14 protein-coding genes and 2 tRNA genes are annotated in these 12,363 nt (G+C 60.9%); 9 read left to right on the top strand and 7 right to left on the bottom strand.

Annotated features, from left to right (window positions below; translation table 11 throughout):
- Nucleotides 1-63 precede the first annotated feature (63 nt).
- Complete coding sequence (locus tag AC07VF_RS12885) at nt 64-828, top strand: TerC family protein (RefSeq protein WP_192172472.1); 765 nt, start codon at nt 64-66, stop codon at nt 826-828.
- Nucleotides 829-959: 131 nt separating this feature from the next.
- Here the strand turns inward: AC07VF_RS12885 and AC07VF_RS12880 are convergent, their stop codons facing one another.
- Complete coding sequence (locus AC07VF_RS12880; protein ID WP_192172473.1) at nt 960-1,136, bottom strand: hypothetical protein; 177 nt, start codon at nt 1,134-1,136, stop codon at nt 960-962.
- Between the two features lie 226 nt (nt 1,137-1,362).
- On the opposite strand from AC07VF_RS12880, the gene AC07VF_RS12875 reads away from it, so the two are divergent.
- Entirely contained in the window at nt 1,363-2,064 is a 702-nt protein-coding gene (locus tag AC07VF_RS12875; protein WP_197983805.1) for a peptidase C39 family protein, read from the top strand.
- A gap of 25 nt (nt 2,065-2,089) precedes the next feature.
- Here the strand turns inward: AC07VF_RS12875 and AC07VF_RS12870 are convergent, their stop codons facing one another.
- A complete protein-coding gene (locus tag AC07VF_RS12870; RefSeq protein ID WP_282371328.1) occupies nt 2,090-3,373 on the bottom strand; it encodes an NAD(P)/FAD-dependent oxidoreductase in 1,284 nt (427 codons plus the stop codon).
- Nucleotides 3,374-3,621: 248 nt separating this feature from the next.
- On the opposite strand from AC07VF_RS12870, the gene AC07VF_RS12865 reads away from it, so the two are divergent.
- Nucleotides 3,622-3,698 (top strand) — tRNA-Val (locus AC07VF_RS12865).
- Nucleotides 3,699-3,809: 111 nt separating this feature from the next.
- Here AC07VF_RS12865 and AC07VF_RS12860 read toward each other — a convergent pair.
- Both AC07VF_RS12860 and AC07VF_RS12855 read right to left on the bottom strand, forming a co-directional pair.
- Nucleotides 3,810-4,031: a hypothetical protein gene (locus tag AC07VF_RS12860; protein WP_197983806.1), complete on the bottom strand. Its 222-nt coding sequence runs from the start codon at nt 4,029-4,031 to the stop codon at nt 3,810-3,812.
- A gap of 176 nt (nt 4,032-4,207) precedes the next feature.
- Nucleotides 4,208-4,531 (bottom strand): hypothetical protein, encoded by a 324-nt coding sequence (locus AC07VF_RS12855; RefSeq protein WP_282371330.1) that lies wholly within the window; start codon nt 4,529-4,531, stop codon nt 4,208-4,210.
- 309 nt (nt 4,532-4,840) lie between these two features.
- Here AC07VF_RS12855 and AC07VF_RS12850 point away from each other — a divergent pair.
- The 3 genes from AC07VF_RS12850 to AC07VF_RS12840 all read left to right on the top strand — a co-directional run bounded on the left by AC07VF_RS12850 (nt 4,841) and on the right by AC07VF_RS12840 (nt 6,168).
- Nucleotides 4,841-4,917 (top strand) — tRNA-Val (locus AC07VF_RS12850).
- A gap of 255 nt (nt 4,918-5,172) precedes the next feature.
- Nucleotides 5,173-5,730 carry a DUF4174 domain-containing protein gene (locus AC07VF_RS12845; RefSeq protein WP_495009593.1) on the top strand — a complete coding sequence of 186 codons (558 nt, stop codon included), beginning with the start codon at nt 5,173-5,175 and terminating at the stop codon, nt 5,728-5,730.
- Nucleotides 5,731-5,823: 93 nt separating this feature from the next.
- Nucleotides 5,824-6,168 (top strand): 2-oxoacid ferredoxin oxidoreductase, encoded by a 345-nt coding sequence (locus AC07VF_RS12840; RefSeq protein WP_495009594.1) that lies wholly within the window; start codon nt 5,824-5,826, stop codon nt 6,166-6,168.
- Nucleotides 6,169-6,267: 99 nt separating this feature from the next.
- Here the strand turns inward: AC07VF_RS12840 and AC07VF_RS12835 are convergent, their stop codons facing one another.
- Nucleotides 6,268-6,900 carry a DUF5666 domain-containing protein gene (locus AC07VF_RS12835; RefSeq protein WP_346628950.1) on the bottom strand — a complete coding sequence of 211 codons (633 nt, stop codon included), beginning with the start codon at nt 6,898-6,900 and terminating at the stop codon, nt 6,268-6,270.
- A gap of 280 nt (nt 6,901-7,180) precedes the next feature.
- Between AC07VF_RS12835 and AC07VF_RS12830 the strand changes: the two genes are divergently transcribed.
- Genes AC07VF_RS12830 through AC07VF_RS12820 form a run of 3 tightly spaced genes read left to right on the top strand, consistent with a single transcriptional unit; the run spans nt 7,181 to nt 10,045 of the window.
- Nucleotides 7,181-8,272 (top strand): ABC transporter substrate-binding protein, encoded by a 1,092-nt coding sequence (locus tag AC07VF_RS12830; RefSeq protein WP_346628951.1) that lies wholly within the window; start codon nt 7,181-7,183, stop codon nt 8,270-8,272.
- Nucleotides 8,259-9,257, top strand: coding sequence for an ABC transporter permease (locus AC07VF_RS12825; protein ID WP_495009595.1), 999 nt, complete (start codon nt 8,259-8,261; stop codon nt 9,255-9,257). The genes AC07VF_RS12830 and AC07VF_RS12825 overlap by 14 nt, the downstream gene beginning before the upstream one ends.
- Nucleotides 9,251-10,045, top strand: coding sequence for an ABC transporter ATP-binding protein (locus AC07VF_RS12820; RefSeq protein ID WP_495009596.1), 795 nt, complete (start codon nt 9,251-9,253; stop codon nt 10,043-10,045). The genes AC07VF_RS12825 and AC07VF_RS12820 overlap by 7 nt, the downstream gene beginning before the upstream one ends.
- 78 nt (nt 10,046-10,123) lie before the next feature.
- On the opposite strand, the gene dacB is transcribed toward AC07VF_RS12820, so the two are convergent.
- Together dacB and AC07VF_RS12810 are read right to left on the bottom strand one after the other, a co-directional pair.
- Nucleotides 10,124-11,590: a D-alanyl-D-alanine carboxypeptidase/D-alanyl-D-alanine endopeptidase gene (gene dacB, locus AC07VF_RS12815; RefSeq protein ID WP_192172483.1), complete on the bottom strand. Its 1,467-nt coding sequence runs from the start codon at nt 11,588-11,590 to the stop codon at nt 10,124-10,126.
- 386 nt (nt 11,591-11,976) lie between these two features.
- The gene (locus AC07VF_RS12810) at nt 11,977-12,321 is read right to left on the bottom strand and encodes a YggL family protein (RefSeq protein ID WP_065988787.1); all 345 of its coding nucleotides are present in this window, start codon (nt 12,319-12,321) and stop codon (nt 11,977-11,979) included.
- Nucleotides 12,322-12,363: the final 42 nt, after the last annotated feature.

Below are 12,363 nucleotides of genomic sequence, written 5' to 3'. Positions count from 1 at the left end.
TGAAGTGTTTCCGTCCCTAGAATGCCGCTCTATCCCCTGAACTGATCCTGGACACTCGCGTATATGGAATACCTTCTGGAACTGGCTGCAAGCCCAACGGCGTGGATCGCTCTGGCGACACTGGTCGTCATGGAAATCGTGCTCGGTATCGACAACCTCATTTTCATCTCGATTCTCACCAACAAGCTGCCGGTTCATCAGCGCACCAAGGCGCGCCGGATTGGTATCAGCATGGCGTTGATCCTGCGTCTGGGCCTGCTGACCACCGTGGCGTGGATTGTCCAGTTGACCGCACCGGTGATCGAAGTGTTCGGCCAGGCCTTCTCCTGGAAGGACATGATCCTGATCGCCGGTGGCCTGTTCCTGGTCTGGAAGGCAACCACCGAGATTCACCACAGCGTCGACGTCAAAAGCGAAGCCGAGAAAGCTGCGTCCAGCACCGTCACCCTGGGCATGGCCGCTGCGATCGGTCAGATCCTGATGCTCGACCTGGTGTTCTCCATCGACAGTATCGTCACCGCCGTTGGCATGACCGAGCACTTGCCGATCATGGTCATCGCCGTGGTGGCCGCCGTGGTCGTGATGCTGGTGGCGTCGGAGCCCCTGGCCAAGTTCATCAACGATAACCCGACCGTGGTCATGCTGGCGCTGGGCTTCCTGATCATGATCGGCATGACGCTGATCGCCGAAGGCTTCGGCGCCCACGTTCCGAAAGGCTACGTGTACACCGCGATGGCGTTCTCGGCTCTGATTGAAGTGCTGAACATGCTGGTTCGTCGGTCCCGCCAGCGCCGCCTGGACGCCGAAGCGCAGGGCCAGAAGGTCTGACGCCTGGATAAGCTTCGCCCGCCGATAAAGAGCGAAGCAGCACAAAAGCAGGGCAATAAAAAACGGTCGGGAATGGGATGCCATTACCGACCGTTTTCATGTGTACGGTGATCAGTCGTTACACGGCAGTATCAATGGGCCGTGACATGACGGATTTTGCGTTGTGCGCGTTCTACGGATTTCGCGGCTTCGGTTTCCCGATAATGCGGATGATGGCGACGCGAGATACGCATCACCCCCCATAACATGGCGGCCGCAACGGCCAGCCAGGCAGCGATCAACATCACAATGGTCATTCCGAGGCTCATGGCTTCCTCCGGCTCTTCTCTTCGTCTCTTAGTAACCGACAGTCTAGTCTCCCTGTTGTTGCCAAAAATTGACCGGTGGTAGGAATTGCATGACCGATTTGTTCTATCCACTCGCGTTGACAGCGTTTCGGGCTATACCGCAACCGGTGGCGGCTCTATCATCCGCGTTCCGGCCGGATCCAGGGATCCCTCGCCATCAGTCAAGTGAGTGAAGAACGTGCGGGCATTGACGCGATTGGATAGCGTTGCAGGTCGACGCAAATGGCTGGCGCTGGCCGCCGTGCTGGTCTTGGCAGGCTGCTCGAATGCCCACAACTGGAAACCCGGCTATCCGCCGATGTACAAGACACTGCCCGACCGGGTTGAAATCAACGCGGTGCCGTCGTTCCGGGGCAAGGATTATCAAAGCGCGCCGTTCGCACTGGCCAGCATGCTGACCGTCCATGGCGTACAGACCACGCCGGGGCTGCTGGAAAAACCGCTCAAACTCCCGGGCGCCGAAGACAAGCTCGACCGCAGCATGTTGGACCTGGCTCGCGAATACGGGTTTGTGGTGTATCCCGTCGACCACGGTTTCCCGGACCTGCTGGCGCAGGTGTCGGCGGGGTATCCGGTCATGGTGCGGTTTTCGGACGGCTCGATGTTCTGGAAAGAACAGCGCTACGGCGTGCTGGTCGGGTTCGATCAGAACAAGCGAACGGTGCTGATCTATACCGGGCCTGGGCGAGTGACGGCGAGCTTCGATTCGTTCACCTCGGACTGGAACGACGCCGGCAACTGGGCCGTGCTGATCCAGAGCCCACGCCAGGTGCCGGTGCCGGTAGACCGCGAGCGCTGGCTCAAAGCCGCCAATGATCTGGCCCAGGCCGGTCAGGAACAGGCGGCGGGCGAGGCGGTGAAGGCGCTGAACAATCCAGCTGCCCGTTAACGGTTGGCCGTTCATCGCCCCTGATTCAGAACCCCAGCTTGTCCCGCAGGCTGTAATACCAGGCACCCAATGCCGTCAGCGGCGTGCGCAACAATTGCCCGCCGGGGAACGGGTAGTGCGGCAGGCCGGCGAAGGCGTCGAATCGCTCTGCCTGTCCGCGCAAGGCTTCGGCCAGCACTTTGCCGGCCAGATGGGTGTAAGTCACGCCGTGTCCGCTGCATCCCTGGGAGTAATAGATGTTGTCGCCCAGCCGGCCGACCTGGGGCAACCGCGACAAGGTCAGCAGGAAGTTTCCGGTCCAGGCGTAATCGATCTTCACGTCCTTCAGTTGCGGAAACGCTTTGAGCATCTTCGGCCGGATGATCGCTTCGATGTTCGCCGGATCGCGGGCGCCGTAGACCACGCCGCCGCCGAAGATCAGACGCTTGTCGCCGGAGAGCCGGTAATAATCCAGCAGGTAGTTGCAGTCCTCGACGCAGTAATCCTGGGGCAGCAACGTGCTCGCCAGTTCCTCACTCAGTGGCTCGGTGGTGATCACCTGCGTGCCACAGGGCATCGATTTGGCCGCCAGTTCCGGGACCAGATTGCCCAGATAGGCGTTGCCTGCGACGATGACAAACTTCGCCCGGACCTTGCCCTCGGCGGTGTGCACGACCGGGCTGGCACCGCGATCGATGCGGGTGGCCGCAGACTGTTCATAAATGACCCCGCCCAGGGACTCGACCGCCGCCGCCTCGCCCAGCGCCAGGTTCAGCGGGTGGATGTGACCGCCGCTCATGTCGAGCATGCCGCCGATGTACTGGTCGCACGCCACCACTTCACGGATGCGGCGCTGGTCCATCAGCTCCAGTTGCGTGTGGCCGTAGCGTTCCCAGAGACGTTTCTGCGACTCCAGATGGCCCATCTGCTTGGGCGTGATCGCGGCGAAAACCCCGCCGTCTTTCAGGTCGCACTGGATCTGGTATTTGGCGACGCGGTCCCGGATGATCTGCGCGCCCTCGAAGGCCATGTGCCCGAGCAATTGTGCTTCCTTGGGCCCGACGCTCTTTTCGATGGTGTCGATGTCGCGGCTGTAGCTGTTGACGATCTGTCCGCCGTTACGTCCCGAGGCGCCGAAACCGACTTTCGCCGCTTCCAGCACGGTAACCTCGAAGCCGTGTTCCAGGAGAAACAGCGCGCTGGAGAGCCCGGTGTAACCGGCGCCGATGATGACCACGTCGGTCTCGACGTCCCCCTGCAGCCGAGGCCGAACCGGAACCGGATTGGCGGAAGCGGCGTAATAGGAATGTGGGTATGGCGTGTTCGTCATCCTGTAACCCCTGTTTTATATTTTTTACGAGTGGGCGGATCCTACCTGAGATGAAATTTTGCGGCCAGCCGACGCTGGAGGTTTGCGGGCCTTGACGCGATGCCGGTAAGGCATTGGCCACCGAGGCACGGGCGCGTTCATTTAGCCCGATTCGCCCGTACAGGGGCAAATAGCTCGCACATTCATAGGCTTAGGGATGAATCAAAGTTGACAGCGTTCCGGATCCCGGTAGAATGCCGCCCCACAGCAGGCACGTAGCTCAGTTGGTTAGAGCACCACCTTGACATGGTGGGGGTCGTTGGTTCGAGTCCAATCGCGCCTACCAAACAAATCCGCTCTGCTGGGCGGTAACGAAAAAGGGTGACCCGAGAGGGCCACCCTTTTTTGCTTGCTCGAACCTGAATCACCCCAGGCGAGCGGCCATTGCGCCGGCCGATCAGTCGGCCTTGGCGCGGGTGATGCGGCCCGCCCTGATCTCGTCCACATAGGCGCGCAGGCGGTCAGCGTCCTTGTACTGCTGGTTCATCAAGTGCAGCACCGCGACCACGTCGACATCGTTGACCCGTTCGGCCAGTCGGCTGATTTCGCCTGCAGTGCTTTCCAGATTGGCCGCGATGGTGCTCAGGTCACGCTTGAGTTCCAGCGCTGATTTCTTCATGCCCACGGTGCCGCTCTCCACTGTTGATGACGCCCGGGTCCGCGACCCTGGTTCAGGCGCGGCGGCGACGCACTATATCAAAGCACGACGGTAAGCCACGACAACCGGGCACGAAAAGGGCGCTGTTCAAGCGCCCTTAATGATTCGTCTGTAATGGCCCGCGCCTACGTAGTGCTTCAACCGCCAGCGCCGCCTGCGCTCGACGAACCCGAGCCCTTGCTGCCGCCGCCATTGGTGGTATCGCCACCGGGCAAATCGGCATCGTTGTTATTGCCGGTGCCATTGCTCATCGACGTGCCGCCGCCAATGCTGATGCCTTTCTTGGTTTGCGTGTCCACATCAGAGCCCTGGCGAGCCGGGTCGCTGCCCTGTACGCGCGGGTCGATGCCGGTCTGGGAAGGTGGCGGACCCATGTCTGGCGATGTGGCGCCAGCCAGCGCTGTGAGGGAAGTGCATGTCAGTGCGCAACCGAGGGTGAACGCAGTCAATAATCTGTTCATCAGGTGATCTCCGTGTCGTGATTCCTTGTCATCATTGGGCATCTGAAGTTCGTCCGAAGTGCCATGATGGCGACAGGCGGCATGTTCGGTGCGCAAGTCGAGGGCCCTCGTTGATTCACCCAAGCATCCGCTGGCGATCGGGAGGCCGGTCATGGCGTTTACCGCCCGAGTCTCGCTGATCGACGGCGACTCTGTAGGTTGATCCGCCCATGTCGATGCTACGGGGAAATAATTTGCATATTCATAGGCTTAGTGGGCGAAAAAGACGTTGACAGTCATTTGAATATCCGTAGAATGCCGACCCACAGCAGGCACGTAGCTCAGTTGGTTAGAGCACCACCTTGACATGGTGGGGGTCGTTGGTTCGAGTCCAATCGCGCCTACCAAACAAATCCGCTCTGCTGGGCGGTGACAAAAAAGGGCGAATCGAAAGATTCGCCCTTTTTTGTTGCCCGAAATTTTCCCGTCGGGCCAGCGGTGCTCACGTCAGCCATAGCCCCTATGGCCGGACGTTTTGACCCTATTCGATACCCGCAAGCCTCTGCGCGCCGCGAAATAAATCCGGTTTTTTTCCCGCTACCGTCTGGACCTTTTCCCATGATGCGCGATCATCAGTGCATGGAAATCCAGAGGAGGTGTGTATGTTTAGCCGGTCGTTGACCCTTGCCGTTTTGTTCGCCGTGTCGAGCCCTTTGCTGGCTGCCGACTGTGATGGCCCACTTTCCCAGGAGCGCGGCAAGGCCCGTCCACTGATCGTTATCGCGTCGAGTTCGGCAGACCCGACGCTGGGGGCCCTTAAGAAAAGTCTGGACGAACCCGCCAACAAAGATGGTTTCGCCAAACGTGACATGGTCCTTTACACCATCATCAATACCGTGGGGCAGCGTAACGGTAAAGACCTCGACGCCCAGACCACCATGGCCCTGATCCGCGAACTCAAGCTTGGCGCCCAGACAGAAAAACAGGCGCAGGTGATTCTGGTGGGCAAGGACGGCGAGAAGAAAATGACTCACAACGGCCCCATCGATCCGAAGGAGATTTTCAGCACCATCGACCAGATGCCGATGGCCGAGAAGGAAGCAGCCGCCGCTGCTCCACCTGCGCCCGTCGCCGAGCCGAAGACCGCAACGCCGTCAGGCAAATCGGCCAAGCCCGGTAAGGCCGCGCCTGCTGCACCGCCCGCCGGGCTGGATGATTAAGCGCTCGGACGGCTTACCCATGGGGCTCGCTTGAGGTTGCTGGTAACATCGTTCCTTTTTTAACGAAAAGGACGTTTGATGAATGGGACTGGCATGAAACATTGGGCGGGCGCTGTGGCACTGATCCTGTTGTCGGGTTGCATGAGCTTGAATCAGACACGTTCGGCAGGGCCGGCGCAGGTTTACACCAGTCAGAAGCCTGCGGTCGCCGTCGCCGAATGCATCAAGGTCACCTGGGCCAACGTTCAGCTGTTCGGTGATGTGGCTGACGTGTTCATGGCTAAGGGCGAGCCGGGCGCTTTCACGGTCTACACCACCGAGGGCGAATATTTCGCTGACGTGGCGGGCAAGGCGGGCATGACCAAGGTCAATTTCTACGCCAAGCCCGGCGCCAAGGTGATCGAGCAACGTGGCGCGGTGCTCGCGACCTGTCTTTGAGTCAGACCTGATAATTGACCTGCGCATGCTGACCGGTGCTGTTTCATCTACCGGCGCCACGCAGGTTTTTAACGCTACAAGCCCTGCACATTGGCCGCTTCACATTGGCGGCGTCACGCCATTTTCCCCTGCAGAAATCGACAGCGCCGTCAGCGAGTTGTCCGAACCTTTCTGCGCCTGCAGCACCACCTTCACGCCGGGCTTGAGCAAGCTGCGATCGCCTGGCACCAGGTTGACGATCGGCACGTCATCAGGGATGACGATCTTCTTCTGCCCGCCTTTGTAATTCACCGTGATGGTGCGGCCATTACTGGCGACCAAATCGCCGACCGATCCGTTGGTCATCGTGCTGTCCGGCGTCAGGTCAAAGGCCCGATGGCCATCCCCCGTGCCCGCCATTTCCGGCGGGAACACATGCACCTCGAGCGCCTTCAACGAACCGTCCGGCAGCGGCACCGCGGCGGAGCCGATGTAGCTGCCCGGTTTGATTTCCGACACCTGCGCCAACGTGACGCCGCGAATCTGCGTGTCAGGCGTCAGCGCAACCTGCAGGTCCTCTCCGCGATTGCTGTGAATTTTCAGCGCATCGCCTTCGATCGCTGTGATGGCGCCGCGCACGCGGGTGGGTTTGCTGTCTTCGGCGTGGGCTGGCAGCGCTGCCGATAGCAGCGCGCTGAGCAATCCCGAGATGAGAAGAGAGTGGCGGAGGGTCTGGGTCTTGGAGGTCTTCATTGGCGGCGCGAATCCGGTGATGGGTCGAGCACGCAGCATAGCGGTAGTGCACAAGGTGGTGCATGACATTGCCGTCAGCCAGTACGCTTCGATGCCGCCTGGCATGCAGGATGCGAAGTCATTCAGATAGACTATTTGCATAGTCATATAGAACAAAAATGAATTTAATTAATTAAATGGCCGGTGCTAATGTTTTAAGCAGTCGGCGAAACCCCAGGATTTGGTTATTAAAAATTCTCGTTCGGCGACGACCATCTCACTCACCGGGTAAGGGAACACCATGGCCGTTTTCGATCAATTGAGCCGTCGGCGGGTGCTGAGCCTCGCCGGCGCTGCGCTGGCATCGCCACTTCTGCTGTCATTGCCGCGCGGCGTCTGGGCTGCGGACGAACATGCGGAGCATGCCGGGCACGGCGCCGACGTCAGTGGCGGGGCGAGCGAGCCGGCGGGCACGGGCGAATTCATCAGGCTCGATCAGCCGAGGGCGCTGAAGCTTGCGATCAACTTGAACGCCGTGTGCCTGGCCCCCGTGGTCATCGCCCACGGGCAGGGCTTTTTCAAGAAGCACAATCTGGACGTCGAGCTGGTCAATTTCGGCAACTCGACCGAAGTGTTGCTGGAAGCCATTGCGACGGGCAAAGCGGACGCCGGCATCGGCATGGCGTTGCGGTGGCTGAAAGCGCTGGAGCAGGGCTTCGACGTCAAGCTGACTGCCGGAACACACGGCGGCTGCTTGCGGTTGCTGACGGCGGCGAGTGGCAACGTGAAGACACTCGAAGACCTCAAAGGCAAGGCCATCGGCGTGACCGACATGGCCAGTCCCGACCGTAACTTCTTTTCCATCCTCCTGAAGAAACATGGCGTCGACCCAGTGCGCGACGTCGAGTGGCGCCTGTATCCGGCCGACTTGCTGGGTACGGCGCTGGAGCGCGGCGAAGTGCAGGCGGTGAGCGGCAGCGACCCGTTCATGTACCGACTGATCAACGCCGGCAAGGCTCGCGAACTGTCGTCGAATCTGGTGGAGGACTACGCCAGCCTCAGCTGCTGCGTGGTGGGCGTGACCGGCAAACTGGCGCGGGACGACAGACGCGCCGTGGCGGCCCTGACTCAGGCGATTCTTGAAGCCCACGATTACTCGGTCAAGCATCCGGAGGAGGTGGCCAAAGGGTTCCAGGCTTACGCGCTGAACACCACCACCGAGGAAGTCGTCGCCATCCTCCACGATCACACCCATGGACATCACGCCGTCGGCGCGGTACTGACCGCCGAGATCGCCACCTACGTTCGCGACCTGAAAACCGTCGAGGTCATCCGTCAAAGCACTGATGCCAACGCCTTTGCTGCGGAGATCACTGCCGATGTCTTCAGTTGAGCTGGCGGCCGGCGTCGAACGGCTGAAACACCCGGCGGGGCGCTTCTGGCTGCACGGCGTAGTGGCGGCGGCGGTCTGGCTCGCGGCGGCGCTATTGATCGTGTATCTGCCCAACGCCACCCGTCTCTGGCCGATGACCCAGGGTCTGGCGAATCTGTGCCCGATCATGGCCGGGCTGATCCTGCTGGCGGTGGTTGCGGGGCGTTGGTCTCCGCGCATCGCCACGCGTACGCAAACGCTCGGCCCCTGGCTGATCGCGCTGCCGATTCTACTCACGATCTGGGAGCTGCTCACCGCCAAATTCGGCGTATTGCCGGTGCCGTTCTTCGCGCCACCCCAAGCGCTGCTGGACGTCTACGTCGAGGACTGGCCGCGCCTCGCCGACAGCCTGTTTCATTCGGCAATTCTCCTGGGCAGCGGTGTCGCCCTTGGCGCACTGACAGGGTTCATCGCCGGCGTCGCCATCGGCTGGTCGCGGAGCATCGGCTACTGGCTGCACCCGGTGTTGAGGATCCTCGGCCCGGTGCCGTCCACCGCCTTGCTGCCGCTGTGCTTCTTTCTGTTCCCCAGCAGTTGGAGTGCGAGCGTGTTTCTCATTGCGCTGGCGACCTGGTTTCCGGTGACGGTGCTGACGTGGTCAGGGGTGTCGAGCGTCGACAAGGCCTACTACGACGTGGCCCGTACCTTGGGCGCAAGACAGGGTTTTCTCATCTTCAAAGTGGCGATTCCCGCAGCGCTGCCTCACGTTTTCGTCGGCTTGTTCATGGGCCTCGGCGCATCGTTTTCCACCTTGGTGGTCGCCGAGATGATGGGTGTGAAGTCCGGCATCGGCTGGTACCTGCAATGGGCCCAGGGGTGGGCGGCGTACGCCAACATGTACGCAGCATTGTTGATCATGGCGCTGGCCTGTTCGGGGCTGATCTCGGCGCTGTTTCTGATTCGTGACCGTCTGCTGGCGTGGCAGCAAGGAGCAATGAAATGGTAAATGCAGCCAGAGCGGCAAGCGCCGAGCACAGTCGTGGTCTGGCGCTGCGCATCGATAACCTGAGCCACGGTTTCTCCCTCGAAGGGCACAAGCTGCCGGTGTTGCAGCGGGTGTCGCTGGAGGTTGAACCGGGGGAATTCGTCGCCCTGTTAGGACCGTCGGGTTGTGGAAAGTCCACCCTGCTGCGGCTGGTCGCGGGGCTGGAAGGTGCGGACAGCGGGAGCATTACGGCGGACGGTGTGGCGATCACCGGGCCGGATCCGACGCGGGTGGTGGTGTTTCAGGACCCGACCCTGTACCCGTGGCGTCGGGTCTGGGACAACGTTGCCCTCGGCCTGGAAGCCCAGGGTCTGCTAAAAACCACGAAGGGCAAGGTTGATGAGGCCTTGGCGAAGGTCGGTTTGACTCAATTCGCACGAGCCTATCCGCGACAGCTGTCGGGCGGCATGGCCCAGCGGGTGGCGCTGGCGCGGGCGTTGGTCAACGAGCCAAGACTGCTGATTCTCGATGAGCCGCTGGGCAAGCTCGATTCGCTGACCCGGATTGCCATGCAGCAGGAGTTGATCGATCTGTGGCAACGCCAGGGTTACACGGCGCTGTTGGTCACCCACGATGTCGAGGAGGCGCTGCTGCTCGCCAATCGCGTCATTGTCTTCAGCGACCGGCCCGCGCAGATCAAGGCCGAGCTGATCATCGACCGTGCCTATCCACGGCACCGTGACGACCCGTATCTGGTTGACCTGCGCAAACAGATTCTCGGATTGCTGGGGTTGGGGCAGAGCTGGTAGGCAGAGCATGTACGTAAAGACTGGCCGCCGGGCTGTGCGCATGTCGTCGAGCGACTTCGCACAGCCCGGCGCGTGACGTTATTGCTGAAGCGAAATCGACGTGCTCGCCAGTTTCGGCTGGTTGTACAGGCTGACCAGCACTTCATCCAGCACCGAAGACGCACCCCATGGACGCGGGTCGTTGAGGATCGCGACCACCACCCAAGTGTTGCCGTTGCTGTCGCGGCTGAATCCCGAAATAGCCCGTACGGTGTTCAGGGTGCCGGTCTTGATGTGGGCTTCGCCGCGCAGGGCGGTACGTTTCAGGCGTTTGCGCATGGTGCCGTCCATCCCTGCCAACGGCAGCGAACTCATGAATTCGGCTTGAAACGGGCTGTTCCACGCGGCCTGGAGCATCTGCGCCATTTCCCGTGCGCTGACCCGTTCGGCGCGGGACAGGCCTGAACCGTTTTCCATCACCAGATGCGTCGCGATGATGCCTTTCTTCGCCAGCCATTGGCGCACCACACGCTGTGCGGCTTTGGCGTCGTCACCGTCGGCTTCGTTACGGAACTCGGCGCCCAGGCTCAGGAACAGCTGCTGGGCCATGGTGTTGTTACTGAATTTATTGATGTCGCGGATGATCTCCGCCAGATCCGGCGAGAAGGCCCTGGCCAGCAACTTGGCGCTGCCCGGTGTCACGTCCAGACGGTCCTTGCCGAGAATGGTCCCGCCCAGTTCCTGCCAGATGGCGCGCACGGCACCGGCGGTGTAGGTCGGGTGATCGAGCAGCGACAGATAGGTCTGGGAGTTGCAGCCGTCACCCAACTGGCCGGACACCGTGACGGTGATGCCGCCATCGGCTTCCGGCACCGGGTTGTACAGCACGTCGCCGGTGCACTTGCTGGATGACAGCGCCTTGACCTGGTTATTGATGTGGATCGCGGCGATGGGCGGCTCTACCGAAACCAGAATCCTGCCGCCGTCGTTGCGGGTGACGAAACGCAGGGCCTTGAGGTTGACCATCAAGGAGTCAGGGCGCACCAGGAACGGCTTGTTCTTATCGTTGCCATCGTCATCGAACACCGGCAGTTGCGGTTGTACGAAATGGCTGCGATCGAGCACCAGATCGCCGGTCACCTGCTGCACGCCGTTGGCACGCAGGTCGCGCATCAGCAGCCACAAGCGTTCCATGTTCAGCTTGGGATCGCCGCCGCCCTTGAGGTACAGGTTGCCACGCAGAACGCCATTGCTGAGGGTGCCGTCGGTGTAGAACTCGGTTTTCCATTGATGGGTCGGGCCGAGCATTTCCAGGGCGGCGTAGGTGGTCACCAGCTTCATGGTCGAGGCCGGGTTGACCGACACGTCGGCGTTGAAAACAGTCGGGGTGCCGGGGCCGCTGACCGGCAGCATCACCAGCGAAAGCGCATCGTTCTGCAGCTTGCTGGCTTTGAGTGCTTCCTGAACCTTGGGGGGCAGGGCGGTATTGATAGGGGCGGCGGCGATGGAGAACGAGAGGGGCAAAAGCAGGGTGGCGATAAACAGCGGACGCAAAGACTTGATCATTCAATAAACCCTACTGCAGCGAACAACGAAGATGAAGAGGGGGTGAATTCCCTCGCATTGTGAACGATCCACCAGAAAATGCCCGATGGCAGGGCGTGACACTGGCGTTTCGGTAAAGCGGCATTATGCCCCAAGCTTTCGTGACTTGCGCCGGGGTACTGCCGTCAAACGGCGCTATTTTTTGCGCTTGCCCATTCAAAGTCACGTTAAACCGTGGTTTTTTCCCGTAACGCCGGCTGCAGGCCGCCATTTCCTGGCAGCATTCGTGACGTCCGGCTGCGGTTTTGTCCGGTGAACACAACAAAACCTCGAATCCCGGACACAAAAAAGCCATCCCGAAGGATGGCTTTTTAGGTATCAGCTCGGCGGGAAGGCCCGCCAGCTCATCAGACAGCCGCGTTGATCGGCTTTTCCGGGTACCAGGCGTCCTGCAGAGGGCTGACTTCAACTTCAGTCAGCTCGCTACGGCCTTTGAGCCATGCTTCGACAGCAGCGCGCTGTTCTTCGCTGACCGAACCACGGTTCGCCAGGCAAACCAGACCGAAGTCGTCGCCGCCGACGTAGTCCAGACCGTTAGCGTCCATGGCCTCTGTCAGGAAAGCGTCGAGGAAAGCGTCGATGGCCTCGTCATCCAGGTCCTCTTTGAAGCCCAGCTTCAGTTCGAAGCCCAATTCCTGGAACTCGTCGACACAGAGTTTTTTGCGCAGACGACGGGAGCGGTTAGTGGCCATGAAGCGTTCCTCTTGAGTAATTTCGGGGCGCAGTCTATCAGC

The organism is Pseudomonas sp. GW821-FHT02H06 (genome assembly GCF_059421525.1).
Note: the sequence above shows the minus strand (reverse complement) of the source record. Positions and strands in the feature narration are given on the sequence as shown.

What these genes read in the sequence shown, in the direction of transcription:
- AC07VF_RS12885 (WP_192172472.1), top strand. Translation starts at nt 64, where the DNA reads ATGGAATACCTTCTGGAACTGGCTGCAAGCCCAACGGCGTGGATCGCT.
- AC07VF_RS12810 (WP_065988787.1), bottom strand. Translation starts at nt 12,321, where the DNA reads ATGGCCACTAACCGCTCCCGTCGTCTGCGCAAAAAACTCTGTGTCGAC.
- AC07VF_RS12860 (WP_197983806.1), bottom strand. Translation starts at nt 4,031, where the DNA reads ATGAAGAAATCAGCGCTGGAACTCAAGCGTGACCTGAGCACCATCGCG.
- AC07VF_RS12820 (WP_495009596.1), top strand. Translation starts at nt 9,251, where the DNA reads ATGGTAAATGCAGCCAGAGCGGCAAGCGCCGAGCACAGTCGTGGTCTG.
- dacB (WP_192172483.1), bottom strand. Translation starts at nt 11,590, where the DNA reads ATGATCAAGTCTTTGCGTCCGCTGTTTATCGCCACCCTGCTTTTGCCC.
- AC07VF_RS12880 (WP_192172473.1), bottom strand. Translation starts at nt 1,136, where the DNA reads ATGAGCCTCGGAATGACCATTGTGATGTTGATCGCTGCCTGGCTGGCC.
- AC07VF_RS12840 (WP_495009594.1), top strand. Translation starts at nt 5,824, where the DNA reads ATGAAACATTGGGCGGGCGCTGTGGCACTGATCCTGTTGTCGGGTTGC.
- AC07VF_RS12830 (WP_346628951.1), top strand. Translation starts at nt 7,181, where the DNA reads ATGGCCGTTTTCGATCAATTGAGCCGTCGGCGGGTGCTGAGCCTCGCC.
- AC07VF_RS12870 (WP_282371328.1), bottom strand. Translation starts at nt 3,373, where the DNA reads ATGACGAACACGCCATACCCACATTCCTATTACGCCGCTTCCGCCAAT.
- AC07VF_RS12845 (WP_495009593.1), top strand. Translation starts at nt 5,173, where the DNA reads ATGTTTAGCCGGTCGTTGACCCTTGCCGTTTTGTTCGCCGTGTCGAGC.
- AC07VF_RS12825 (WP_495009595.1), top strand. Translation starts at nt 8,259, where the DNA reads ATGTCTTCAGTTGAGCTGGCGGCCGGCGTCGAACGGCTGAAACACCCG.
- AC07VF_RS12855 (WP_282371330.1), bottom strand. Translation starts at nt 4,531, where the DNA reads ATGAACAGATTATTGACTGCGTTCACCCTCGGTTGCGCACTGACATGC.
- AC07VF_RS12835 (WP_346628950.1), bottom strand. Translation starts at nt 6,900, where the DNA reads ATGAAGACCTCCAAGACCCAGACCCTCCGCCACTCTCTTCTCATCTCG.